This is a genomic window from Mesorhizobium argentiipisi (SeqCode) (genome assembly GCF_037179585.1).
GTDB lineage: Bacteria > Pseudomonadota > Alphaproteobacteria > Rhizobiales > Rhizobiaceae > Mesorhizobium > Mesorhizobium argentiipisi.
The window spans coordinates 65528-88638 of record NZ_JAPYKO010000011.1 but is presented as its reverse complement, the minus strand read 5'-3'; the positions used below and the strand labels follow the sequence as shown (position 1 = coordinate 88638).

General features: G+C 64.2%; 23 protein-coding genes. 7 read left to right on the top strand and 16 right to left on the bottom strand.

The window, feature by feature from the left end; all coding sequences use genetic code 11:
• Positions 1-253 precede the first annotated feature (253 nt).
• Positions 254-499 carry a DUF982 domain-containing protein gene (locus O7A05_RS16940; RefSeq protein ID WP_337094187.1) on the bottom strand — a complete coding sequence of 82 codons (246 nt, stop codon included), beginning with the start codon at positions 497-499 and terminating at the stop codon, positions 254-256.
• Positions 500-604: 105 nt separating this feature from the next.
• Positions 605-799 (bottom strand): hypothetical protein, encoded by a 195-nt coding sequence (locus tag O7A05_RS16935; protein ID WP_224589130.1) that lies wholly within the window; start codon positions 797-799, stop codon positions 605-607.
• A 429-nt stretch (positions 800-1228) separates the two neighbouring features.
• Here O7A05_RS16935 and O7A05_RS16930 point away from each other — a divergent pair, with 429 nt between their 5' ends.
• Positions 1229-1588, top strand: coding sequence for an ArsR/SmtB family transcription factor (locus O7A05_RS16930; RefSeq protein ID WP_337094186.1), 360 nt, complete (start codon positions 1229-1231; stop codon positions 1586-1588).
• Positions 1589-2157: 569 nt separating this feature from the next.
• Here the strand turns inward: O7A05_RS16930 and O7A05_RS16925 are convergent.
• The 5 genes from O7A05_RS16925 to O7A05_RS16905 form a co-directional block, all read right to left on the bottom strand.
• Positions 2158-2967 (bottom strand): ABC transporter permease, encoded by an 810-nt coding sequence (locus tag O7A05_RS16925; RefSeq protein WP_337094185.1) that lies wholly within the window; start codon positions 2965-2967, stop codon positions 2158-2160.
• 4 nt (positions 2968-2971) lie between these two features.
• A complete protein-coding gene (locus O7A05_RS16920; protein WP_337094184.1) occupies positions 2972-3805 on the bottom strand; it encodes an ABC transporter permease in 834 nt (277 codons plus the stop codon).
• Positions 3806-3827: 22 nt separating this feature from the next.
• Positions 3828-4940, bottom strand: coding sequence for an ABC transporter substrate-binding protein (locus O7A05_RS16915; RefSeq protein ID WP_337094183.1), 1113 nt, complete (start codon positions 4938-4940; stop codon positions 3828-3830).
• Positions 4941-5012: 72 nt separating this feature from the next.
• Positions 5013-6107 carry an ABC transporter ATP-binding protein gene (locus tag O7A05_RS16910; RefSeq protein WP_337094182.1) on the bottom strand — a complete coding sequence of 365 codons (1095 nt, stop codon included), beginning with the start codon at positions 6105-6107 and terminating at the stop codon, positions 5013-5015.
• A 296-nt stretch (positions 6108-6403) separates the two neighbouring features.
• Complete coding sequence (locus O7A05_RS16905) at positions 6404-7300, bottom strand: LysR substrate-binding domain-containing protein (protein ID WP_337094181.1); 897 nt, start codon at positions 7298-7300, stop codon at positions 6404-6406.
• An 82-nt stretch (positions 7301-7382) separates the two neighbouring features.
• On the opposite strand from O7A05_RS16905, the gene O7A05_RS16900 reads away from it, so the two are divergent.
• The 3 genes from O7A05_RS16900 (at position 7383) to O7A05_RS16890 (ending at position 10840) form a co-directional block, all read left to right on the top strand.
• On the top strand, positions 7383-8978 hold the full coding sequence (locus O7A05_RS16900; RefSeq protein WP_337094180.1) for a zinc-binding metallopeptidase family protein: 1596 nt from the start codon (positions 7383-7385) through the stop codon (positions 8976-8978).
• Positions 8979-9014: 36 nt separating this feature from the next.
• On the top strand, positions 9015-9947 hold the full coding sequence (locus O7A05_RS16895) for a dimethylarginine dimethylaminohydrolase family protein (protein ID WP_337094179.1): 933 nt from the start codon (positions 9015-9017) through the stop codon (positions 9945-9947).
• 170 nt (positions 9948-10117) lie between these two features.
• Positions 10118-10840, top strand: coding sequence for a 3-keto-5-aminohexanoate cleavage protein (locus O7A05_RS16890; protein ID WP_337094178.1), 723 nt, complete (start codon positions 10118-10120; stop codon positions 10838-10840).
• Between the two features lie 139 nt (positions 10841-10979).
• Here the strand turns inward: O7A05_RS16890 and O7A05_RS16885 are convergent, their stop codons facing one another.
• The 4 genes from O7A05_RS16885 to O7A05_RS16870 form a co-directional block, all read right to left on the bottom strand.
• Positions 10980-12038 carry a Gfo/Idh/MocA family protein gene (locus O7A05_RS16885; RefSeq protein ID WP_337094177.1) on the bottom strand — a complete coding sequence of 353 codons (1059 nt, stop codon included), beginning with the start codon at positions 12036-12038 and terminating at the stop codon, positions 10980-10982.
• Between the two features lie 99 nt (positions 12039-12137).
• Entirely contained in the window at positions 12138-12923 is a 786-nt protein-coding gene (locus O7A05_RS16880; RefSeq protein ID WP_337094176.1) for a ThuA domain-containing protein, read from the bottom strand.
• A gap of 160 nt (positions 12924-13083) precedes the next feature.
• Positions 13084-14319 carry a glycosyltransferase gene (locus O7A05_RS16875; RefSeq protein WP_337094175.1) on the bottom strand — a complete coding sequence of 412 codons (1236 nt, stop codon included), beginning with the start codon at positions 14317-14319 and terminating at the stop codon, positions 13084-13086.
• Positions 14320-14564: 245 nt separating this feature from the next.
• On the bottom strand, positions 14565-16070 hold the full coding sequence (locus tag O7A05_RS16870; RefSeq protein ID WP_337094174.1) for a tlde1 domain-containing protein: 1506 nt from the start codon (positions 16068-16070) through the stop codon (positions 14565-14567).
• A 1009-nt stretch (positions 16071-17079) separates the two neighbouring features.
• On the opposite strand from O7A05_RS16870, the gene O7A05_RS16865 reads away from it, so the two are divergent.
• Positions 17080-17502: a hypothetical protein gene (locus tag O7A05_RS16865; protein ID WP_337094173.1), complete on the top strand. Its 423-nt coding sequence runs from the start codon at positions 17080-17082 to the stop codon at positions 17500-17502.
• Between the two features lie 364 nt (positions 17503-17866).
• On the opposite strand, the gene O7A05_RS16860 is transcribed toward O7A05_RS16865, so the two are convergent.
• From O7A05_RS16860 to O7A05_RS16840, 5 genes are all read right to left on the bottom strand, one after another.
• Complete coding sequence (locus tag O7A05_RS16860) at positions 17867-18346, bottom strand: DUF2231 domain-containing protein (RefSeq protein WP_337094172.1); 480 nt, start codon at positions 18344-18346, stop codon at positions 17867-17869.
• 140 nt (positions 18347-18486) lie between these two features.
• On the bottom strand, positions 18487-19722 hold the full coding sequence (locus tag O7A05_RS16855; RefSeq protein ID WP_337094171.1) for an NAD(P)/FAD-dependent oxidoreductase: 1236 nt from the start codon (positions 19720-19722) through the stop codon (positions 18487-18489).
• Positions 19719-20441: a methyltransferase domain-containing protein gene (locus tag O7A05_RS16850; protein ID WP_337094170.1), complete on the bottom strand. Its 723-nt coding sequence runs from the start codon at positions 20439-20441 to the stop codon at positions 19719-19721. Before O7A05_RS16850 ends, O7A05_RS16855 begins: the two co-directional genes overlap by 4 nt.
• On the bottom strand, positions 20438-21505 hold the full coding sequence (locus O7A05_RS16845; RefSeq protein ID WP_337094169.1) for a type III polyketide synthase: 1068 nt from the start codon (positions 21503-21505) through the stop codon (positions 20438-20440). The genes O7A05_RS16850 and O7A05_RS16845 overlap by 4 nt, the downstream gene beginning before the upstream one ends.
• A gap of 225 nt (positions 21506-21730) precedes the next feature.
• The gene (locus O7A05_RS16840; RefSeq protein WP_337094168.1) at positions 21731-21889 is read right to left on the bottom strand and encodes a hypothetical protein; all 159 of its coding nucleotides are present in this window, start codon (positions 21887-21889) and stop codon (positions 21731-21733) included.
• 209 nt (positions 21890-22098) lie between these two features.
• Here O7A05_RS16840 and O7A05_RS16835 point away from each other — a divergent pair, with 209 nt between their 5' ends.
• Positions 22099-22332 (top strand): hypothetical protein, encoded by a 234-nt coding sequence (locus O7A05_RS16835; RefSeq protein WP_337094167.1) that lies wholly within the window; start codon positions 22099-22101, stop codon positions 22330-22332.
• A 98-nt stretch (positions 22333-22430) separates the two neighbouring features.
• A complete protein-coding gene (locus O7A05_RS16830) occupies positions 22431-22577 on the top strand; it encodes a hypothetical protein (protein ID WP_337094166.1) in 147 nt (48 codons plus the stop codon).
• The last annotated feature ends 534 nt before the right edge of the window (positions 22578-23111 follow it).

The window sequence follows — 23111 nt, the reverse complement described above, 5'->3', positions numbered from 1 at the left end:
ACCAATCACCGCGCGTTAGGTTCCGAAGAATTTTAAGGCTAAGGCAATTCTAGAAAAGGCGTGAGCGGTTGCGTCCAAACGGACCCAAAGGCGGCCATCCGGCGATTGCGGATAGCGAAAAATCGCGTGACCAAAGTCACTGCCGCACTCGCGGGCGCGCTAGAGCATGATCCCGAACCGAAGGTTCAGCGAATGCAAAAAATGCCCTTACTAACGATAGGCAGGCCTGTGGAGCGCCAGGCCCCGCCATGCTCTATTCCACCAGCACATGCGCCTCGCGCGCGGCCATGATGAAGGCCTCCCTGGCGTTGTCCGCCGAAACGTCGCCACGAATCGCCCGGCGGCAAGCGCGCAGCGCCGCGCCATGCAGCACGCTGCCGGCATCGCGCCATTGGCCGGTCAGCAGTTCGACGGCCTGCTCGGCGTTGGATATGTGGCGGATCGAGCCGGACAGCCCGACGGCGACTTCGACCGGCCTGGAAAACCATCCCTGCATCATCGCTAAAACCTCCCGAAGTATATCGGAATACGATATATTATCGTAGAGTTGCTTCGCGAAACGTCAACTTACGTGACGGCGTTTCACGAAGGCGGCGTAGGTTGCTCATCTTCCAAGCGGCCTCCGTGAAAGCTCGATCAGTTCCGCCTCGTCGGTGATACCCGCCATGTAATTGGCGATGATGCGCGAGGCGCGCGCTTCCTTCTGCTCGGCAGTCTCGCCTTCGAAATTGCCGTTTTGGTAGACACGGCCAAGCATGGCCGTCTCGTCGGGGTTGAATGTGTTGCGTACAACGGACATGGCTTCCTCCTCCAGCCCGGCCCCTCTTGCCCGGCTAATAATAGCACGCTTCGAGATTGGGAGTGAGTCGCGGCAACATCGTGGCCGAGGTCTCTTGGCCGGGCACGCCGGTTGCTGTGCTTCCTTGCTTGCGGCTGGCCGCTGTTTTGCCGGCCTCGTTATATTCTTGCCGAACGAGCGCTGCGCTGATACGCATTAGCAGCGCGGAATTTTTCTGAGTCTGCATTGACTTGAGCCCAGAAAAGCGCCGCGCGTTCTGTCCGAGACCAGCAACCCCGACGTGGTGGCAACCGGGTTACGAAAGGGTTCTGGTCGAAAAAGAAGCAGGGCAGGCCCCGCATCCAAACCGGGGCAGGCTCATCAACGCTCTGGAACTCTGAAGCCATTGCCCCCATGGCCTTCGGAAGAGCATGAACCACGGGGAAATCGATGGTGACCAAGAAACTTACCGCCAACGCAGAAAGCGCGGCAGCCTTTCTTGCGGTGATGGGCAACGAGAAGCGTTTGCTCATCATGAACTACCTCGCCGAGGGCGAACTCTCTGTCGGCGTGCTCGCCGACAAGGTCGAACTCAGCCAGTCAGCGCTGTCGCAACACCTGGCCAAACTGCGCAGGTTTGGCCTGGTCGAAACCCGCCGCGATCGTCAGATGGTTTATTATTCCTGCAAGTCTTCGGCAGCGCGCGAGCTTCTGACACTGCTCGATGGCCTGCTGACGATGGACAAGCCGCTTGCCGGACCGGCAAGGCAGGCCTTGGTCGAGAGGATGCGGCGGCCGCAGGCTGCCTGAACTGCTTGCCACGCACGGACGAGGCCGGGGGGCCTTCGTCCGGCGCGGCGCCTCGACGGCGCAGACTGAGTATAAGCGGGCCGCATCGCGACGCCGCCCCAGGTTCCTTGAACCGCCGCTCTTGCCATGCCGCTCGCCGGGCGGTTCATCACGTTTGTTTGAGAGGCGATGCTTCGAAGCCAGATATTCGCTGCAAGTCGCTGATAGCAAGTGGCTTCTCGTGTGACTGGGTGCGCGGCTCAGCCGAAGATTACAGATTTGTAAGTCGCCTGGCCGGGCGCTGTTGGCTAAATTCCGAGTCGATCCACACCCCCGGATCATGACGGCGCCGAGCTTCCACTTCGGCTCCGTAAGAGGCTCGCCGCTCCCGGCGGGCCTCTTTCGTTTTGGATTGCATGCCTTGCCACGTTCACCGCGGGCGTCACCGGCTTGGTGTCGTCGGGAAGCTCCTGTCCGGCGGGGTAGGTGGTGACAACCGGCACCTGCGTTAGCCGGTAGAAGTCGAGCCCGGCGATGAAGTCATCGGTGGTCCGGGCAGGTTCGGCCCCGTCTCGGTCAGGTTTGTCTGATCAGGGCTTCGCGGGGCGCTGCCTTGTGATGACGCTGCGCACCGCAAGCACCAGTACGGTGATGATGATCAGGATCACCGAGAGGGCCGCGATCGCCGGGTCGATGTTGTCGCGCAGGCCCATCCACATCAGCCGGGGCAGGGTGATGGCGTTGACCGAAGTGATGAACAGCGTCACGCCGATCTCCTCCCAGGAGAGCACGAAGGACAGCAGCGCCGCGGTGACGATGCCGAACTTGATGTTGGGGATGATGACGCGCGTCGCGCGCTCCCACACGCTGGCGCCGAGCCCGCGCGCGGCAAGGTCGATGCGCCGGTCGAGCTGGCTGAGCGACACCAGGATCAGCACCGTGGCGAAAGGCACAGTCATCACCGAATGCGCCATGGCCACACCCAGCCAGGTGTCGTAGCCGAAGAAGGAGGTGAGGCCGGAGACCGAGGTGAGCAGGAAATAGAGCGTCACCGCCGAGACCACCGGAGGCACCACCATCGGCAACAGCACGAAGCCGACGAGCGCAGCGGTGAAGCGCGGCTGGAACATCCACACGCCGAGGCTGAAGGTCAGCGCCAGTGCCGTCGAGAGAATGCTGCTGACAATGCCGATCCTGAGCGACAGCAGGATGGACTCCAGCCAGCGCGGATCCTCGATCAGCGAGCGGTAGTGGCGCAGCGACAGTTCTCCCGTCGGCATCGTCAGCATGCGGCTCGGTGTCAGCGACACCGGGATGACGGCAAGCAGCGGCATCAGCAGGAACAGCGCCACCAGCACGGCGAGGATGAGCGAGACGGGGCCGGGACGATAGGTCGGCATAGCGCTACACCAATTGCTTGGGTTTGACGTGGCGGAACACAAGCGCCATCAGCGCGCCGACGAACACCACCAGCACGACGCTGATCGCTGCGCCGAGCCCCCAGTCGGGGCTCTGGAAGATGCGCAGGTAGATGAGCTCCGCGATCATCACGCTGCGGCCGCCGCCGAGGATTGCCGGCGTGACGAAGAAGCCGAGCGAGAAGACGAAGGTGATCAGCGCCGAGCCGATGATGCCGGAGCGCGTCATCGGCACGAACACCGTCCAGAAGGTGCGCATGCGGCTGGAGCCAAGCCCGCGCGCCGCGAGCAGCACGCGCTCGTCGAGGCTGCGCATGGCGGAAGCCAGCGGGAACACCGCGAAGGGGATCAAAAAATGCGACATGCCGACGATGACGCCGAACTCGTTGCGCACCAAAGTCAGCGGCTCTGAAATGAAGCCGATCGATTGCAGCCAGGTGTTGATCAGGCCGCGATTGGAGAGCAGCGCCACCCAGCCGAAGGCGCGCGTCAGCACCGAGATCCAGAATGGCACCAGGATGCAGAATTCGGCAAGCACACGCTGCACCGGGCTGCCGCGCACCCACACCACGGTGATGGCATAGGCTGCGGTGACCGAGACCACGGTGACGATCGCCGCGATGCGCAGTGTACGGATGAACACCGACTGCACCAGGTCGTCGGTTAGCAAGGCGTGGTACTGGCCGAGCCCGGGGGTGGGGAGCGTAAAACTCCACTTCACCACGCCGAGGAAGGGCCAAGCATAGGCAAGCACGAGGAACAGGAGCAGCGGCGCCATCAACAGCGCCGCGCCCGTCCTGTCGGAGAGGGTGCCTCTCATCGCCAAGTAGCGCTCGGCCCGATCAGGCCGAGATGATCTTGGTGTATTCGTCGAGTGCTGCGCCGTAATTCTTGGCGTACCACTCCATGTCGAGCGGGATCTGCTTCGCCATGTTCGCCGGGTCGACCGGGTTGATGCGCTTTTTGTCGGCCGGGATCAGCGCGTCGGCCGCCGGGTTTGCCGGGCCCTGGCCGAGCTTCTCGAACATCACCAACTCCTTCTGCGGATCCTGGGTGCTGGCGATGAACTTCATCGCCGCGTCCTTGCCGCCGGGGTTGTTCTTCAGCACGGCGAGCGCGCCGGGCGAGATCAGGCCCTGGTCCCAGATGAACTTGATCTGACCGCCGGAGTCCTTCTCGATCAGCGAGGCGCGGGTCGACCACACGATCGCCATCGAGGCCTCGCCGTTGAGCAGCACGCTCTGGCTCTCGGCGCCGCCGCCCCAATAAGAGACGACGTTTTCCTTGAAGGCGGCGATCTTGTCATGCGCGCGCTTCAGGTCGAGCGGGTAGAGCGAGGCGGGCGCGACGCCGTCGGCCAGAAGCGCCGCTTCCCAACTCGACACGCCCCATTTGTAGAGCGAGCGCTTGCCGGGGAACTTCTTCACGTCGAAGAAGTCGGCCATGCCGGTCGGCGCGTTGGAGCCGAATTTCTGCGAGTCGTAGGCGATCACATAGGAGAAGAAATAGGTGGACGCCGCATATTCCCAGCCGAAGCCTTCGCGCATCTTCTTCTTGTCGACGATCTTGTAGTCGATCGGCTCGAGCATGCCTTGGCCGCCGAGCGTGATGGCCGAGAACGGATCGACGTCGACCAGATCCCAGGTCGGCGCGCCGCTCTTGAATTGCGCGGCGATCGCGCCTTCGGTCGGGCCCGAGCCGTCCATCTTGACCGGGATGCCTGTTTCCTTGGTGAAGGCCTGGCCGTAAGCGGCGTCGTAAGCCGTGATGGCGTCGCCCCCCCAGTTCACCAGCACCAGCCCCTTGGTCTCGGCGAAAGCGCCGGTCGAGCGCAAAAGCATCGGCGTGCCGGCGAGCACAAGGCCCGCGAGTTGCGCGAACTGCCGGCGCGAGATCTCGCCGCGCTTGGTCCGCTCGGCGAGGGATTCGATCGTCTGTTTCTTGGTATCGTTCATGTCACTTCCCCTTGTTGTCGTTGATTTGAACCGGAAGCCGGCGCGGCGATTTCGGGCCGCGGCGGCGCGTGCTTATTGTCCTCCGTCCGGAAGGAGGAAACCCTTCTCCGCCGGCCAGGTCAGCCAGACGGAATTGCCTTTGCTCAGTGCCGCGGCGGCGACCTCGTTCGGCACCGAGACGGTGACCTTGGCGCCTTGGCGGGTGGTGAGGTCGAGCTTGGTCGCCGCACCGAGATAGGTCGAGGCGACAGCGGTCGCGGCGATGCCGTTCTCGTTGACCGACGCTTCCGGCGCGATCGACATGTCCTCGGGGCGGATGGCGAGGATCGCGTCGCCTTTGATCGCCTCGGCCTTGCAGCGCATGTTGACCGCGCGGTCCTCGCAAAGGCCGGTCGCGCCATTGTCGGCGGGGCGCACGCCCTTCACCGGCAGCATGTTGATCTCGCCGAGGAATTCGGCGACGAAGCGGTTGGCGGGCCGGTCATAGACCTCGTCGGGCCTGCCGACCTGCAGGAGCTTGCCGTGATTGAAGATGGCGACGCGCGACGACAGCGCCAGCGCCTCGCTCTGGTCGTGGGTGACGAAGACGAAGGTGGTGCCGGTCTCCTGATGCAGCCGCTTCATCTCGGCCTGCATCTGGCCGCGCAGGCTCTTGTCCAGTGCCGAGAACGGCTCGTCGAGCAAGAGCACCCCGGGTTCGAACACCAGCGCGCGGGCCAGCGCCACGCGTTGCTGCTGGCCGCCGGAAAGCTGCGCCGGCAGCTTCTTCTCGTGGCCCTTCAGCCCGACACGTTCGATCATCTCGCCGACACGGCTTTTGATCTCTGCGGCGGATTTCTTGCGCACCTTGAGCGGGAAGGCGATGTTCTGTTCCACGCTCATATGCGGGAACAAAGCATAACCCTGGAACACCATGCCGGCGGCGCGCTGCTCGGCCGGCCGGTTGGTGATGTCGACGCCGTCGCTGAAAAGCTTGCCTTCGCTCGGCTGCACGAAGCCGGCCAGGATCATCAGGAAGGTGGTCTTGCCGGAGCCGGATGGTCCGAGCAGCGTGAGGAATTCGCCGCGGCCGATATCGAGCGTGAGATTATCGAGCGCCCGGAACGAGCCGAAGCTCTTGCCGATCCCGTTCGCCCTGATCTCTGCGGCCCGGCCGGGTTGCTGCATCCTGCCTCTATCCTCACGGTCAAGCCAAATCGTAGGCACGGCTGCGGCTCACCGCAACCGAATAGTTTTCGTCTGATCGGCAAATTTGATTCACGTGTGGCGAGGTTGGGGAAGGCGGAGCGCTAATCTCCCCCCTTGTTGAGGGGGAGATGGCCGCGAAGCGGTCAGAGGGGGTCGTCTCACGTAGATCGCCTGCGCCGTACTTCTTTGCGCAAGGCGGTGGCGTTCTGTGCGGGGCGACGCCTTCTGTCGCCTACGGCGACATCTCCCCCTCAAGTGGGGAGATTAGCCTCGCATCAATACTTCGCAAGACTGCTCTCCGACAGCTTCGCCCTCAGCCAGTCGCTGAAGGCATTGAGCACCGGGTGTCCGGCCTTGGCGTGCTCGAAGACCAGGAAATACGATCGCGGCGAGGGCACCGACGCCTCGAACGGCTTGACCAGCCGGCCTTCGCTCAGCGCCTGGCGGCCGGTCAGCTCGTCGCCGAGCGCAATTCCCTGGCCGGCGATTGCCGCCGAGAAGACGAGATTCATATCGGAAAAGAAGATGCCGCCTTCGGTATCGGGATTTTCCACCTTGGACAGCGCCAGCCAGCGTGCCCAGTCCTCGGTGTCGGAAAGATGCAGGAGGTTGGCGCGCAGCACGTCGGCGGGTTTGGAAAAACCGCCGACCTTGTTGAGCAGTCTCGGGCTGCAGAGCGGCGTGAAGGAGACTTCGCACAGCAGTTCCACGGCCCGGTTCGGCCAGTTGCCGACGCCGAAGGCGATGAAGGCGTCGGCATCCGGATTGCTGACATCGTCGAGCCGCCGCGGCGTGAGCACCGAGAGCGTCACGTCCGGATACATCTGCTGGAACTCGCCGATATGCGTGCACAAAAACATCGAGGCGAAGCCCGGCGGGCAGGAGATGGCGAAGGAGCCGCCGACGCCGGCGCCGCTGTTCTGGGTCCTCGCATCGCCGAGCACTGTCAGCGCCTTCCTGACATCGGCCGCGTAGCGCTGGCCGCGCGGCGTCAGCGCCACGCCCTTGCCGATGCGCTGCAGGAGATCGAAGCCGAGGTCGCGTTCGAGCAGCCTCAGCTGATGCGAAACCGCGCTGCGGGTGAGGTGGAGTTCGTCGGCGGCGCGCCAGACGCTGCCGTGACGGGCGAAGCTGTCGAGGGCGCGCAGCGCCTGCGTGGACGGTATTCGCAAGAGGCCTCAGGTGAACCGAATTTGCACGAGCCGGAAAAACATATCACTTTTTGATGAGCCGCTTCACTGCTTTCTTTGAGGCATGGACAAACCGGTGACGACCTCGGCGCAAGAAACTGCTTTAGCCTGCATCGACAGCATCCAGCCGCTGCTCTCGGCCTGGACGCGCACCATCTTCGACTTTGGCGAAACCGCCTGGCGCGAGTACCAGTCGGCGGCGTGGTATGTGGATCGGCTGAAGCGCGAAGGCTTTTCGGTCGAGGAAGGTTCCGGCGGCATGCCGACGGCCTTCTGCGCCCATTGGACGAATGGGGACGGACCCACGATCGGCATGTATGGCGAGTACGACGCCGTGCCCGGTAACTGCCAGGATGCCGCGACAATGAAGCGGGCGCGGCCGGGTCTCGGTGTTGAGGCGGGCGGCCACACCGATCCGCATTCGGGCCTTGGCATCGGCAGCCTCGGCGGGCTTCTGGCCACCAAGGCGGCGATGCTGGAGCACGGCATCAAGGGCACGCTGCGCTTCACCGGCGAGCCGGCGGAGAAGGTGAGGGGGTCGAAGCCGATCCATGCGGCCAAGGGCTATTATGACGGCCTCGCCGGCATGATCTCCTTCCATCCCTTCTACATGCTGCCGCTCTGCAACACCGCGCGCTGGGACACGCATTGCGGCGCGGCGTACGCGATGATCTACCGCTTCATCTGCGGCGAGCCCGAAAATTGGGGGCGCGCGGCAAGCGACGCAGCACCCATCCCGCAAGCGCATTCGGCGGTCCGGGCGCCCGGCGCCAACGACGCGCTGGTGATGATGTACATGGCCTCCAAGGCGCTGCGCGATTCCATGCTGACGCATCAGGGCGGCTGGTCGATCAGCGAGGCGATCCTGACGGCGGGGCAGGCGACCGCAGACAACCTGCCGGCGGGATTAGCCGAGATCCAGTACATGATCCGCGTGCCGACCATTGCCATGGCCGAGCAGGTGACGGCCGTGCTCGACCGCAACGCGGAGGCGGCTGCCAAGATGAGCGGCTGCCGCTACGAGCGCCACTGGGTGTCGAAGTCGCGCCCGGGGCTGGCCAATCACGCCATGGCCGACATCACCTATCAGGCGCTTTCGACCGTCGGCGCGCCGCGCTGGAATGAAGAGGCGAGGGCGATCGCGCGCGAGGTCCAGGTCAATGCCGGCGGCGAGGCGACGGATAACCCGTTCATCGACGAACTGGAGCGGCTGATTTCGCCGCAAGAGGCCGAGGCGATCCTGCGCCGCGACCTGCCGCCCTCGCAGGTGAACTCCACCTCCGACGATTACACCGACATGAGCTGGCATGCGCCGACATCGCGCTTCTATGTCGCCCGTCCGGCGCTGCGCGCGGCCAAGGGTCATGCTTATCCGGCCTGGGTGATGAACGCGCTGGGCGGCATTCCGGCGACCATCGACCCGATGGTCACCTGCGCCGCGAAAACGGTTGCGCTCACCGCCCTGCGCTTGCTCGAGGACAAGACCGCGCGCGACGCCGCGATGGACGAATTCGTCAAGCGAACCGGCGGCGGCGTCGGCGGCTCGAACTGGATCGCGCCGCTCTGCGACTACGAACCGCCGATCAACTTCCGCTGGCCTGAATATGTCACCACGCCGCGCGGGCGCGACTGGTGGATCCCGGCCGCCTTCACCGCATGACCGACCAACGACAATCTTAAGCTCGAGGAGAACACCATGACCGTCCATGACCGCATCGTCGCCGAGCCGTTCTCGCTGCAGCGCCGCAATCCCAATGGCGGCACCAAGCCGCTGACCACCTGGGGCTTCGCCAACGAGACCGACGTGCTGACCGACGTGCTGCTCGGCTCGCCGAACTTCCTGCGTCACCTGTCGACCAGCTCGCTGTCTCGCAAGCACCTGCGCGAAGCGCCCTGCAACATCCAGATCGCGCAGGCGCAGCACAAGGACCTTGTCGCGGCCTACGAGCATTTCGGCGTCAACATCCACAGGCACGAGCCGACACCGGAACTGCCGATGCAGGTCTATTCGCGCGATTCCAGCGTGATGACTCCCTACGGCGCCTTCATCACCGCCATGGCCAACTGGTGGCGGCGCGGCGAGAATTATGCCGCCATCCGAACCTATGAGAAGCTCGGCATCCCGATCTACGACATGGTTACCGCCGGCACTTTCGAGGGCGGCGACTTCAACGTCATCGAGGAGGGCGTGGTGCTGATCGGCTGCGGCGGCGCCCGCACGCAGGAGGAGGGCGCGCGCCAGGTGCAGGCCTGGTTCGACAAGGAAGGCTGGGAGACGCGGCTCGCCTTCATCGACGAATATTACGTCCATATCGACCTGATGGTGGTGCCGATCGCCGAAAAGCTCACCGCCGTCTGCCTCGCCTGCACCGAGCCAGGCATCGTCGACTGGCTGAAGGGCAAGGGCCACGAGATCATCGACGTGCCCTTCCAGGACACGATGGCGCTCGGTTGCAACTTCATGTCGCTCGGCAAGGACAGGGTCATCGCGCCGACGTCGAGCAAAACGCTGATCGGCCAGCTGAAGGCGCGCGGCTTTGAGGTCGCCGCTGTCGACATGAGCGAAATCTCCAAGACCGGCGGCGGCATCCACTGCATGGCCCAGGCCTTGAAGCGCGTGCCTGCATAACGGATTTCGAAGCTCGGCAATTGCCGGCGATGAAAGCTTATCCCCCTGGCCGTCGGGTCAGGGGTATTTCTCTTTGTAGGCGCGGCCTGTCAGGAGACTTCGCCATACCCGTTCCGATCATTCTGGCCCTGCGCTAGGCTCCGGCCAGCCGAAACAGGATTGCCGCAACGATGATCGTCCAGGCCTGCATCAACGGCGCCCGACCCGCTGACTTCCACTCCGCATCGCCGCTCGATCCCGAGGCAATGGCGCGCGACGCCGCGGCCTCGATCGCGGCGGGCGCGGCCGAGCTGCATGTCCATGCGCGCGGCGCCGACGGCCGGGAGACCCTGGCGCCGGAGGCGATGGACAGGACGGTCGCAGCAATCCGCCGCGCCTGTCCGGGCACGCTGATCGGCGTCTCCACCGGCGCCTGGATCGAGAAGGACGATTTGCGCACGCTGGTCGCCATCTCCGGCTGGCGCGAACTGCCCGACTATGCCTCGGTCAATCTCAGTGAAACGGCGGCGCCCGTCGTCATGGAAAGCCTGCGCCAGCGCGGCATCGGCATCGAGGCGGGGTTGGCCTCTACTGCCGACGCCGAGCGCCTGGTCGGCCTCGACCATGGCGGGCGGGTGCTGCGCGTGCTGATCGAGGTTTCCGAGCAGGCGATTGATCAGGCATTTGCCGTGGCGGACGGCATCGAGACGGTGCTGGAGCGCGCCGACATCCGCCGCTCAATTCTGCTGCATGGCGAGAACGCGACGGTATGGCCGTTCGTGGAAAGGGCGGCTGCGCGGAAGCTTTCGACGCGGGTCGGGCTGGAGGACGGCAAGGAATTGCCAGACGCAAACGTGGCGGGCGGCAACGCCGCGCTGGTGGCTGCGGCGGTGGCGATTTATCGCGCTCGGTGATCTTGTTCCTCGCCTCCACGAAGTGGGGGAGAGGTGGCTCGGCGAAGCCGAGACGGAGAGGGGGAGCGCCCTACGAAGACCCCCTCTCCGTCCGCTTCGCGGACACCTCTCCCCCGCCTTTGGCGGGGGGAGGAAAGCGCTACTGCGTATCCGAGTGCGCCCTCAACTCCGCCCGCTTCTCGTCCGACACCACGGCAAGGTCCAGCACCTTCTGCAGGCCCGCCGCGTGGCGGAAACTCGGCTCGGTCTGCGCGCCGCTCCGCACCGCCTCCACGAAGCGCTGGTAGTTGGTCGGCACGGTGCCGGCGTCGAGCTCTTCCCACTTGGCGTTCTCGACATTTTCGCCAACGCAGGCCTTCAACATCGAGCCTTCGAGATTGTGCACCACCTCGATGCCGCCCTTCTCGCCATAGATGCGCAGCCGAAGCTCGTTGAGATGGCCCGTGGCCCAGCGGCTGGCATGCACTACGCCGAAGGCGCCGTTGGAAAAATCGAGCGTCATGGCGAAGCTGTCATTGGCATCGAGCTGGTAGTCGCCGACGCGGTCGCCCGGCGCCTTGTCAAAGGCACGCAGCCGGCAGAAGACATGGTCGATTTCGAGCGCCGCGCCATAGCTGGCGAAATCGAGGATGTGGATGCCGACATCGCCGAGCACGCCGTTGGAGCCGTGGCCGCGCGACAGCCGCCACAGCCATTTCGGATCGGTGCGCCAGTCGCCCCAGAATTTCGACACCAGCCAGCTCTGCAGGTAGGAAGCCTCGACATGGCGCACAGTGCCGATCTCGCCGGCCTGCACCATCCGGCGCGCCTTCTGCAGCGCGGCGACATTGCGATAGGTGAGGTTGACCATGTTGACGATGCCGGCGGCTTCCGCGGCATCGGCCATTTCGTTGGCTTTGCCGAAATTTTCCGCCAGCGGCTTCTCGCACAGAACCGACTTGCCGGCGGCGACCAGCGCCATGGTGGTCGGATGATGGATGCGGTCCGGCGTGACATTGGCGACCGCGTCGAAATCGCCCCAGTCGAGCGCCGCCTCCAGCGAGGTGAAACGCTTCGGGATCTTGTAGGCATCGGCATATTCGCCGACGCGGGCCGGATCGACATCGACCGCGCCGACGATGTCGACGCCCTCGATGGCGCCAAAGCGGCGGGCATGTTCCTGCGCCATCCAGCCGGTCCCCAGTATCAAAAGCCGCATTTCTGCTCCTCCGAGCGATTTGGTTCGATTCAATAATGTGAGCGAATGTGACCCAGGCGCTGTTTCCGCGCAATCCCAAGCGAAGCGGAGAGACGCTTTTTAGCGGAAGCCGGCCTCGCCATGCTGATGCAGCTTGGGCCCGCGCTCCTCGATCGGCTCCAGCGCCTTCTCGACCGGCACGTTTGGCGCATCGAGGATTGCGGACTTCGACCCTTGCGGGTTGTGCGCCCATCTCACCGCGTTGCGCAGCACCTTCTGCACGGTAGCGTCGTGATAGGTCGGATAGGTTTCGTGTCCGGGGCGGAAGTAGAAGACATTGCCGGCGCCGCGCCGGTAGGTCAGGCCCGAGCGGAACACCTCGCCGCCCTGGAACCAGGATATGAAGACGGTCTCGATCGGCTCGGGCACGGCGAACTGCTCGCCATACATCTCCTCGTTCTCCAGCTCGAAATATTCGCCGACGCCTTCGGCGATCGGGTGGCTGGGGCTCGTCACCCAGAGTCGCTCGCGCTCGCCGGCCTCGCGCCATTTCAGCGTGCAGGGCGTGCCCATCAGCCGCTTGAAGATTTTCGAGAAATGGCCGGAATGAAGGATGATCAGGCCCATGCCTTGGAAGACGCGCTTCGCAACGCGTTCGACCACTTCGTCGGCCACCGCGCCATGGTCCTTGTGGCCCCACCAGACCAGCACGTCGGTTTCCGCGAGGCGGGATTCCGGCAGGCCGTGCTCCGGTTGCTCCAGCGTTGCGGTCGAGGCGGAGATTGCCTTGTCGGCGGAGAGCGCCTTGGCAATGGTCGCGTGCATGCCTTCCGGATAGATGGAGGCCACCACCTCGTTGGTCCGCTCATGGATGTTCTCGCCCCAGACGACAGCGCGAATTGTCATGGATTGCCTCGTAAGTGATTGGGAGCCCGCCCCGCGCCATAGATAGCGCCTTCGCCCGGTATTGAAAGCGGTTTTAGAGAGCTTGGTTTCTTTAGTGCGGCGTGAAGAAAGGGCTGAAGAGAGCGGCACAACACCATACCCGCCCAACTCTCAGTTCTCTTCACCTCATCTTCTCCACCAGCCATCTCGCTGCTGCGTCCGCCCCATCGGCGTGGATCTCGCCGGCCACCTTGTGAGCATGAAGCCGGACCTTCGGCGCCAGCGCCACTTCCAGCGCCGCCGATAGCGACTCCGCCGTCGGCACCGGGCCGTCATGCGCGGCGCCGATGCCGAGCTCGGCCACCCGCCGCGCCCAATAGGGCTGGTCTCCGATCTGCGGCACGATCACCTGCGGCGCTCCTATCCGCGCGGCGGCGACGGTGGTGCCGGCGCCGCCATGGTGGATGACGGCGGCGACGCGGCCGAACAGCGCCTGCTCGTTGACCTCGCCGATGGCGAAGCAATCGTCGCCATCGTCGACGAGGCCGAGCTCGGCCCAGCCATGCGCGAGCACCGTACGGAGTTCCTTGGCGCGGATCGCCTCGATGGCCGCGCGGCCGGCTTCGCTCGCGACCGATATGGAGCCGAAGCCAACATAGACCGGCGGCGAGCCGCCACCAAGGAAGGCTTCCAGCCCGCCGGGGAGGGGCCGCTCATCCGGCAGGATGAAGGCGCCGGTCTGCACGGCGTCGATCAGGTCCGAGGGCAACCACGGTCCCAGCGTCGGATCGCAGGCGAGCAGGACTCTTTTGCCGTAGACATAGTCCCGGACGTTTTGCACCGGGGGCAGCCCGAGCGATGCGCGATGGCCGTTGACCGCCTCGCCGAAGAGCGCGTTCTTGGTCCGGATGTCCATCTCCCACAAGAGCCGGTTGTCGGTCACGCCGGCCGGCATCGGATGGCTTGGATATTCATGCGGCCGGTTGTGCGGCGAGGGCAGCCAGATGGGGCAGAACGTGCCGAGCATGTAACGCATGCCGCGTTGTTCCGCGACCAGCCGCGCGGCGGCGCAGGACGGGAAGAGGCCGAACGCCACCACGGCGTCGCAGCCTTCGGCGGCAGCGCTCAGCGCCTCATATTGTCTGGCGACGATCTCAGCCGCCTGGCCGGAAATCAGCCGGGCCCGGTCATCAGGCGAGGCCGATCGCGACCGGTTGATCATTTCCTTCGCCCATTCGCGCACCGGCGCGAAGGCCGGCGCCAGCGGCACGCCGGCGCGGGCCAGAAGAGCGGCAAATTCCGCGTCAGCCGGCGCGCTCACCCTGGCGGCGACGCCATGCGCCTGCAAAGCCGCGCCCAGCGCCGCCAATGGTTCGACGTCGCCGCGCGACCCGTAAGTCGATAACAAGATTCGCATCACATGCTCCATCGTGGTTCTGCGGAGCAGCGTTGATACGCCATGGTCGGGGGCTTGCCGCAAGCCCGGGCTGCGCCATATCTACCTTCTGGGAAGGGTCGTAATCGTTTCTTGAGGTGAGGTTGCGATCGTCATGCGTCGACGCGGCGACGGCAAACACCCGGGCGCGTTTGGCGCCAGGCCCTTCGGATCAGCAAGTGGGGATCGATAACAGCCGGCCACCGGTGCGCCGGCTCTGGTAGGGTTTAACCCTGGCGGCCTTCCTGGGCAAGCTGGGTAGGGGACCTTGTGAGCCGCGGGACGACGACGAGGCGCTTGATCTTGCCCTTTTTGTAGGCGGCAAGGAAGCGGTGATAATCCTTGAAGACGACGCAGCCATTGGACTCGGCGCGGCCGCCGCGCAGCATATAAGTGTGCGCGAGCAGGCCGTCGCGGCCGTATTTGTTCCGGCCACTGGCCGGTGTCAGGCGGATCGCCTCGACACCATGGAAGCGCGATTCACGTATCGACAGATTGTAGGTGTCGGGCGGCGTCGGACCGACATTCTTACGGTCGACGAAGCGCGGCTGGTCGACCATCGAACCCAGGCCCGAATGCGCCTCCAGCTTCGAGCCGTCCGGCATGTAGACGGTTCTCGCCGAAATATCGTAGACGGCGACGCCATTGCCCGTGGAAGGCCCATTGAAAAGGTTGCGGAACGCGCTGCCGAGGCCGCCGCTTTCCGGGGTGTCGGGCTTGGCATAGGCGAGCATCTCGGATGCCTGCGCCTTGCGCCTGCCAGGTTTGGAGTCGGCCACGACCGGCTTCGAGCCCGCAACGCCAGGCAGGGTCTGGTCGCCGCTTCTCGGCGAGGCCGCCGTCGGGCCGCTTTGCGCGATGTAGGCGGCCGTTGGCTGTGGCTTGGCCCTGGCGGCCTGCGGCTTCGCGGCCTCGGGTTTCTGCGGTTTGGACGCGTTCTGCTCGGGCGCCTCGGTGGCGCGCTCGAGCGTGGTCCGCGGGCGAAGGCCGGGCACGGCAATCGTGTCGGGCAAATCGTCTTGCGGCGGCAGCGAGGCGACCTGGTACGCGCCGTCCTGGCCATTGTTCGGGCCATTGTCCGGCTTGTCGGCGACATCGGGCCCGTCGCTGTTTTGCAGCGCAGCGGCGGTCGGAACGTCGGACGTCTCCTCCGGCGATATGTTGGCGAGCGCAAGCGCCAGCTCGGAAGCGCCGGCGATTTCGGCCGGCGGCGAACCGAACCGGGCTTCCGCCGGGGCGCCCGGCAGCGCGCCGCCGAAGCGGCTCGCCGAAGGTAGGCTGGCCAGCACGAACGGCGCCTTCTCGGCGCGGGCAAAGGCATCGGCAAGCTTTTGCGGCGAAAGCGCGGCGCGCTTCACCACGCCGTCGAAACGGTCGGCGGCTCCGGCGGCCGAAGCCACCACCACGACCTTTTCCTGCGCGACGCTGTCGGGCGACGGCAGTTTAAGGCGCGCCGCTTTGCCGTTGAGGCCTTTATTTATCAGTTTTTCAGAAGCTTGGCCGTCATGGCTGAAGCTCATTGCGAGGCTGATGCAGCGGGCATCGCAGCCGCCGGTGAGCGAGCCTGCCTCGTAGCCGCCTTTGGTAGCAAGACGCGGCGCCCAAGCGTTGGCGATCTGGCGGCGCTGGTCGCCAAGCGCGATGTTGCGCGGCGAAAGCAGGCCGTGCGGCAATCCGTTGGAAGCGGCGGTCAGCGAGGTGCTTACCGAATGGAGCCCGGCCAAGGTAGCCATGGACCAAAGGGCAAGGGCGCCGGCGACAGCAGGCACCACGACCCAACGATGACCGCCAGATTTCTTCGAAGTTACCCCCTCATCAGGAGTGTCACCCCGGTACTTCAAACGCAAAAACGCCATACGACCACTCTCAATCGGCATGCCGGTTTGCGGACCTGGCACCCGTCACGATCACAGTTCGCCGGTGCCCCCTGCACCTTCACGCGTCTGTTGCCGATTGATTCAAAAGATGGACAAAGATGGTTAACCAATCCCTCCACCAATCGCCGATTTGGCGACGGTCCATACGAAAAAAGAGCCCTCCATGGTCTCCGCCACGGTAAAAATGCTCTCCCTCACCCGCTTTGCTGCCCGTTTTTCCGGCATCTGTCAAGAAACCGTGAACACTGGAACCGCAGCGATCCTGGCCGCCTATCGAGCGATTAGGGTCAAAATGCGGCCACGCGGCACGTGCTGAAACAGGCGATAGGGAAAGTTGCGGGCCAGCCAGCAAGCCGCGGAAGACCGAGCCGGCGCATATCAGCAGGATTGCCCCCGGAGAAAGTCAGCCCGCCGACTGACGGAGGTAACCGAACTTTGTCGCTTACGCCCTGCTTGTTCCCAAAGCCCTGTGGCGTCGGCCAACGCCGTTTACTTAGTACCTTGCTGCGCCGCCCCGGGCATGATCAGAGCGCCCTGGTCGGGCCCCGAATGTTTGAAACCGGTAAAAACAGGGCGATGATGAGGGTGCAGATGGCCGGCATTGTGATGGATCATCCCCGGGTTTTCGGCTGGCGGTCTGTCTTCCATGGCAATTCGCCTCGGACCCTAACTCAATGCAGGGGTTGCCAACGCCGCACCGGCAACCGACTTGCCGAAACCACGTCAGGACGCGGCTTTTAGCGGAATGTTCAAACTAATACGGTGCGAGCCTGCCGCTTCCGAATTCCCGGCAGCCTATTTGCGTCTGTGCTAATATATAGTGATTACGCACTTTCGTGCGTAGCCAACATATTGGGAGGATGCGATGAAAACCATGAATCGCAGGTCTGCAATTGCTCTCAGCATGACGGCCGCCGCGGTCACGCCTTTGTTCACCTTGGTGGCATCCGCAAAGACCAAGAAATACGGTCCGAAGGATGGCAAGGAGATAGCGCCCGGCGTCAGAGTGGTTGAGGTCGGCGCCGGCAATTCCGACATTCCCGCCTACAAGAGCATTTCAATTGTCGACGTGGTCTTCCAGCCCGGAGCGCACGCGCCCGCAACGGTGATGGACAACGACATGGTATGCACGATTACGTCGGGCGCTTTCACGATCAAGAAAAAGGACAAGGAATTCAAGCTCAAGGAAGGCGACATGTACACCTGTTCCAAGGGCAAGACCGACGAGGCGACGAATACAAGCAAGGAGGTGGGCGTGCATCGCATCGCCGTCTTGATACCTGCCTAGGAGGCCGGCATACGGCCGGACGATCGGTTGCCATCGCCAGTCCAGCCGAGGCTTGAGACAATTCGCGCCGAAAACGATGCGCGAGGCGCGCCTTAGCCAAACCAGGGACCAACCTCGTCTTGCCGCTGAGTTGTGCGCCCCAGGTCAGCGCTTGCGGGACGTTGCGGAGCGCCGCCTCCATCAAGGCGGCGCCAGCCGGCAAAGCCGACGAAAAACATCGCAACGCCTGACCACACCCCAAAAAATCACCTCCGCCGGAGGGCGGAGGCGACATGAAGAGTGGAAACAACGTGTTGCCGAGGTCGCCGGGGCAGGCGGAATTTCACTTGCTCCTGGCCAGGTGGTGGCAACGTGCTGGCGGCTCTCAACCCGTGTCGTCCGTTCCATCGGCGACACCGACATGATGCCGATAGACCATTCCCCAGCCTTTCCAGCCGGTGAACAGAAGAATGAGAACAACGATCAGCGACAGAACCAGGCCGACCGGCACAACGGCCGCCTCCGCGTGAGCATATCGCGAATACCAATTGTAAAGTTCGATCAGGACGACAATCACATTGCCGCCGGCGTGAAGCCATGCGTCGCCAAGATTGCGGATCTGGGCATCACCCAAAACGTCCGTCAGCCCGGCAAGGGCGGCCAGCGCGGCCATGATCAGGCCTGCGCCGAGAAGCCAAAGCGATGCGGTGACCCAGCCAGGATTGCCGGTTCGCCAGAAGATGAGGTCGCAAACGAAGGTCGCGACGAAGAAGGCGATCGGGAATGGTATCAGCATTGCATGGATAGGATGGCCGGCAATGCTCGCGGTGCTGTGCGGATTGTGAGGGATCGTATGCTGGGCCATGGTAATGCCTCCCGGCGTGGCGAGCGCCGCCTCTTGCCGTCGCGACACAGGCTCCGCGGTAGAACCGGATCGCATACCAAACTCCGGTCGTCCCGGAATGTTCCATAACCCGAGGCGCGCTCATCGAGCCACGCGTCCCGTCAGCCAAAACCCGGCGCCGCTCTCGTCTTGCCGCTGAGCCTCGCTCCCACGGTCAGCGCCTGCGGAAAATTGCGAACGACTGCTCTCATTGTGGCGGCGCCGCCATGGCCGAGAGCGATTCGCGCAATGGCTTCGGCAGCAAGGACCCGGGTCGAGAACAATTCTCTCCAGGCCGCCTCGTAGCGTCTACCGGCCGCTTCGCGCTCCTTCTCCCCACTTGCCGCCGCGCCGAGTTGCAGGGCAAGGAGCCACCCGGACTGAAGCGCCATGGATATGCCCTCGGCGATGATCGGATGCGACTCGCCGGCGACGTTGCCGACGCGAAAGATGTCGCTTTCGTAGCCGGCGCGGATGCCCGGCCGGATCGGGCCGGCGGCAAGCCACGGACCCTCGAGGCGGGCTTCCTCGAGTGCGTTTCGCCCCCCCCGGCACGTCGTCCTGAGATGATGCTCGACGGTTTCGGCCGCCGAGACCTTGCCGCCGTGCTCGCGGGCATGGCTGGCGCGCAACTCGGCGAGCACATCGCGCCTTATGCAGCAGGAGATGGACAGGCGGCCATGGTCTGCGAGCACCATGCCGCCATAGCCGCCGGGAAACGTCAGCAGCGGCATCAGATCGGGCGGCAACGTCGATCCTGAAAAATGCGCCTTGAAGCCGAGCAGATCCGAGGGACGGCCTTTCTTCTCGAGCTGACTCGGCAACGGTCCCGGTTCCCACGAGCCATGCGCGGCGACAATCACTGGTGCCCGCAGGATCGTCGCCTCGTCGCGGGAATTCCCGGCTCCCGCCTGGATCCACACCGCTTGGCAGGCGCCATCACGTTCGATGGCGATGGCGCGGCAGGGCTGGAAGACGTCCGCGCCGGCCGATCGGGCCGCATCCAACAGCAGGGAGTCCAGTATATCGCGGCCGAGCGCTCGGCCGAAACCGTCTCCTGCCGCGGGCACGGACTTCGCACGCGGCATCGGCGCCTCGACGATGGTATCGCCGGAAAAGAAGCCGACCCGGTGAATTTCGGGACCTGCCTCGGCCCGCCACGCATCGACGATCTCCAGTCGCTCGAGGAGCGCCAGATTGCTTGCCGAGATATATTCGCCGCACACCTTGCGACGCGGAAACATGCTCTTTTCCACGATCGCCACGGTCCAGCCGCGCCGGGCCAACGCCAGCGCCGCTGACGTGCCTGCCGGGCCGGCACCGATGACGATTGCATCGTGGGTCGATGCCGATCTCATGGCACATCTTTGGCAGGCATCGACGTGGCGCCAGCAAAGACATGGGAGAAGGGGCCGGCACGCCGCTCCTCGAGCGGCCGGCCGCCGGCAGCGCTCCAAAGATCGGAAAGTTCGCTGCCGCGAAAGCCGGCGCGCACGCTCTGAGCGGCGTCATGCCTGGTGACGTCATTGGCGCCGATCGCCGGCAGAAGGCGGGTCGTCGCGAGCGCCAAGCCTGCCCTCAGCGGTTCCGTCGCCACGAGCAACGGCGCCCTGCGAACCAGCAGCGAAAACAGACGTAGCAGTCCGGCGTCGTCGAAATGATGCAGAAACAGGTTGACCGTGATCACATCGAATGTCCCGCCATCCGCCTTCTGCGCCCAGTCGAAGACATCGGCGGTGAAGGTTTCGAGCTTCCATCCCAGACCGGCGAAATCCGCCGTCAGCTCGGGCGTGACGAGGCCGACGCGATCGAGCATCGTCAGCTCCACCTTCGGCCAGTCTCTTGTCATGCGCCGGGCCACTTTCAGCATGAAGGTGCCGTCGCCGGCGCCGATCTCAAGGATGCGGCCGGGCGCCTTGGCCATGAATTTTCTCATGAGCGACGCCATGATCGGCGCCTGGAACATCAGCGCGTTGATCCGGCGCAGATCGCACCGCGAGTGGAGCGCCCGCGGATCGTCCGCGGCGAGGCGATCGAGGATTTCCGGGACAAGTGTCCGTTGATCGAGCGCATTCATGAGGCGGTCCGGAACAACATGGTCTCGGCCGTCAGCCCGGGTCCGAACGACATGCCGCAGCCAAGCTGGCCGCCCGGCGCCTTCAGCATCTTTTCCATTACAAACATCACCGTCGCCGACGACATGTTGCCGTATCGGCGCAGCACGTCGCGCGACGGCCCGAGCGCGGCCGGCGCGAGGTCGAACGCCTTCTCGACGGCATCGAGAATACTGCGCCCACCGGGATGTACGGCCCAGAGGTCGATCGCCTCCGGTGGCCGGCCACCCAGGATAGCGTCCTGGTTGTTTCGCAACGTTTCCTGGACCGCCGCAGGCACCTTGCCCGAGAGAAACATGTCAAAGCCGTGGTCGCGGATATGCCAGGTCATCAGCTCCCGCCGCTCCTCGGCGACGGTGCAGCGGAAGGAGTCGAGCTCGATACTGGACGGCTCGGCGGTGACGAGCGTCGCCGCGCAACCGTCGCCCCAAAGGCAGAAGGACAGCAGCTTTTCCAGCTCGGTGGTTTCCCTCAGATGCAGGGTGCAGATCTCGATGTTGACCAGGAGGACTCTGGCCCGCGCGTCGGAGCGGACGATGTGGCGGGCAAGCTTGAGGGCATTGACCGCAGCGTAGCAGCCCATGAACCCGATCATCGTGCGTTCGATACCGTCCGACAGGCCGCATCGCGCGGCAAGGTCGAGGTCGATGCCCGGCGCGGAGAAGCCGGTGCAGGTGGTGACGATGAGATGGGTGATGCGCGATGCCTCGTCGCCAAGCCCCAGTCCGTCGACCGCCCTTTGCGCCAGGACGGGTGCCGCTTGAGCGAACATCGCCATTCTGGCAGCCGTTCCGGGAAACGCGCCGCGCTTGAAGGCTCCGGCAAGATCGGCCGCTGGCCCTTCGGGGTCGAGAGCAGGCGCAAAGCATGAAAAGCGGTGCTCGATGCCGGCAAGGCCGGCCATGCGTTCGAATATCCTCCTGCGATCGGCGGCGAGCATCGAGGCCGCGTAGGCTAGATAGAACTGGTGAACCTCATGCTCCGGAACCGCTGTCGCGATCCGGTTGATATAGGCGTTGATGGACATGTTCTGTCTCCCTGGGCTCGGGCGCGGTTACGCGCCGTTGCCGGAAGGGTTCCTCGCTCATGAGCGCCTTGTCAGGCGCAAGGCGCTGAGCACTGCCTGTTGGATAACGTTTCGGAAAACCTGTTTCTTCCCGGCGTGCGATCTCGAACCTAAAAGATTTGCGGGGATGACAGGCAAAATCAAAGTGTTACAGCCCTTTCCACATCTGGCGGGCCTTCGAGCCGATCACTTACTGCCCTGCGCCGCTCCGGGCACGATCAAGGCTCCCTGATCGCGCTCCGAATATTCGAAGCCGATAAAGAATAAGGCGATGATGATGAGGCAGATCGCCAGCACGGTGGCGAGGATCCTTCCCGGGTTTTCGGCAGGCGGTTTGTCTTCCATGGCGCTTCGCCTCGCATATCAACCCTGCGAGAACGGCAAGGGTTCCGAACCCAACGCGGGTTCGTCGGACAAGCGAATGCCGAGCGCTCTGGCACGGTCATGTGACGGCTGCGGTTTCACGAAACAGAATGATGGACGGCGCATCACAAAAGTGACGCGCTCGCCCGCCTATATGTTAGGCTGATGCCACCAAAACAGGGTTCATCATTATGGATGCCGGCGAATTGCAGGCCATAGGTGATACGCTGATGCGCGTCGTCACCCCCGATATGAAGCCAAAAGACCTGCTCAGGGCGGTGCGAAAACTGCATCCGGATGCCAAGAAGAAGGATATCGCCCGCGCGGCCTTCCACGCCATCATCGCCAATGCCGACCAGGATCCCGGCAAGTCGCGCAATCTCCAGGCCTTCGCGCTTGCCGAGCGTACCCAGCAGTCGGAATAAATTGCCGCGAATTGTAGCGGCGGCCTTCTGGGAAATTTAATAAGCAACTTCTAATTTAATGTCTCAGCCGGCAGCTAGCCCCAACCGGTAACGAGCTCATGACCAAAAACCTCGGCAATGCCAAACCCAGCGCTCCCGCCAAGGAGGTAAACCCCTCGCTGTTCAGCAAGGCCGCGCCGGCGCTGTTTCCGCTGATCGTCGCGGCGCTCGGCTATCTCGTCGGCCGGCATTTTTTCGGCTTTTGATGCGGCCGGCGTTCGGCACGTTTTCTTCCCAGCCGGTCGAAGCGCAACTGGTCGTGTGGGCATATCCTTGCAGCTTTGGTCGTAGGGCCTAGGTCGTTCTTGTCCTTGGCCGGGCCCAAGCGCATGTTTGTGACAGCCGGCGGCCTCGCAAACTCCGGTTAGGCCCGGCCGCCGAACCCAGTATCACCCCCCAAGGCTGCCGGGCCGCCGCCGTGTGACGAATTCGTCCGCGCTCATGCACGGCCAAGGGCAGGGCTGCGCGATTCCCAGTTCCATCCGAACGCTTTCGAAATCCGCTGTCGCGTAGCCTCGCAGGCCGAACGTCGTAGCAAAGTGGAATTCCGCTGCCCCAGGGTGCAACGGCACGCCGCTCCGACATGTTCACTTTTATTCGCGAGGCTCCGCAAACGTGCTGAATAACGGCGAGCCGCTTTGCACTAAAGATCAATAAGTCCCGCTTTTCGCCAACTCCAGGCGCGCTAGATCATGTTGGGTTGGAGTTAGGCAGTTCTTCGAACGAAGAGCAGGAGCTGT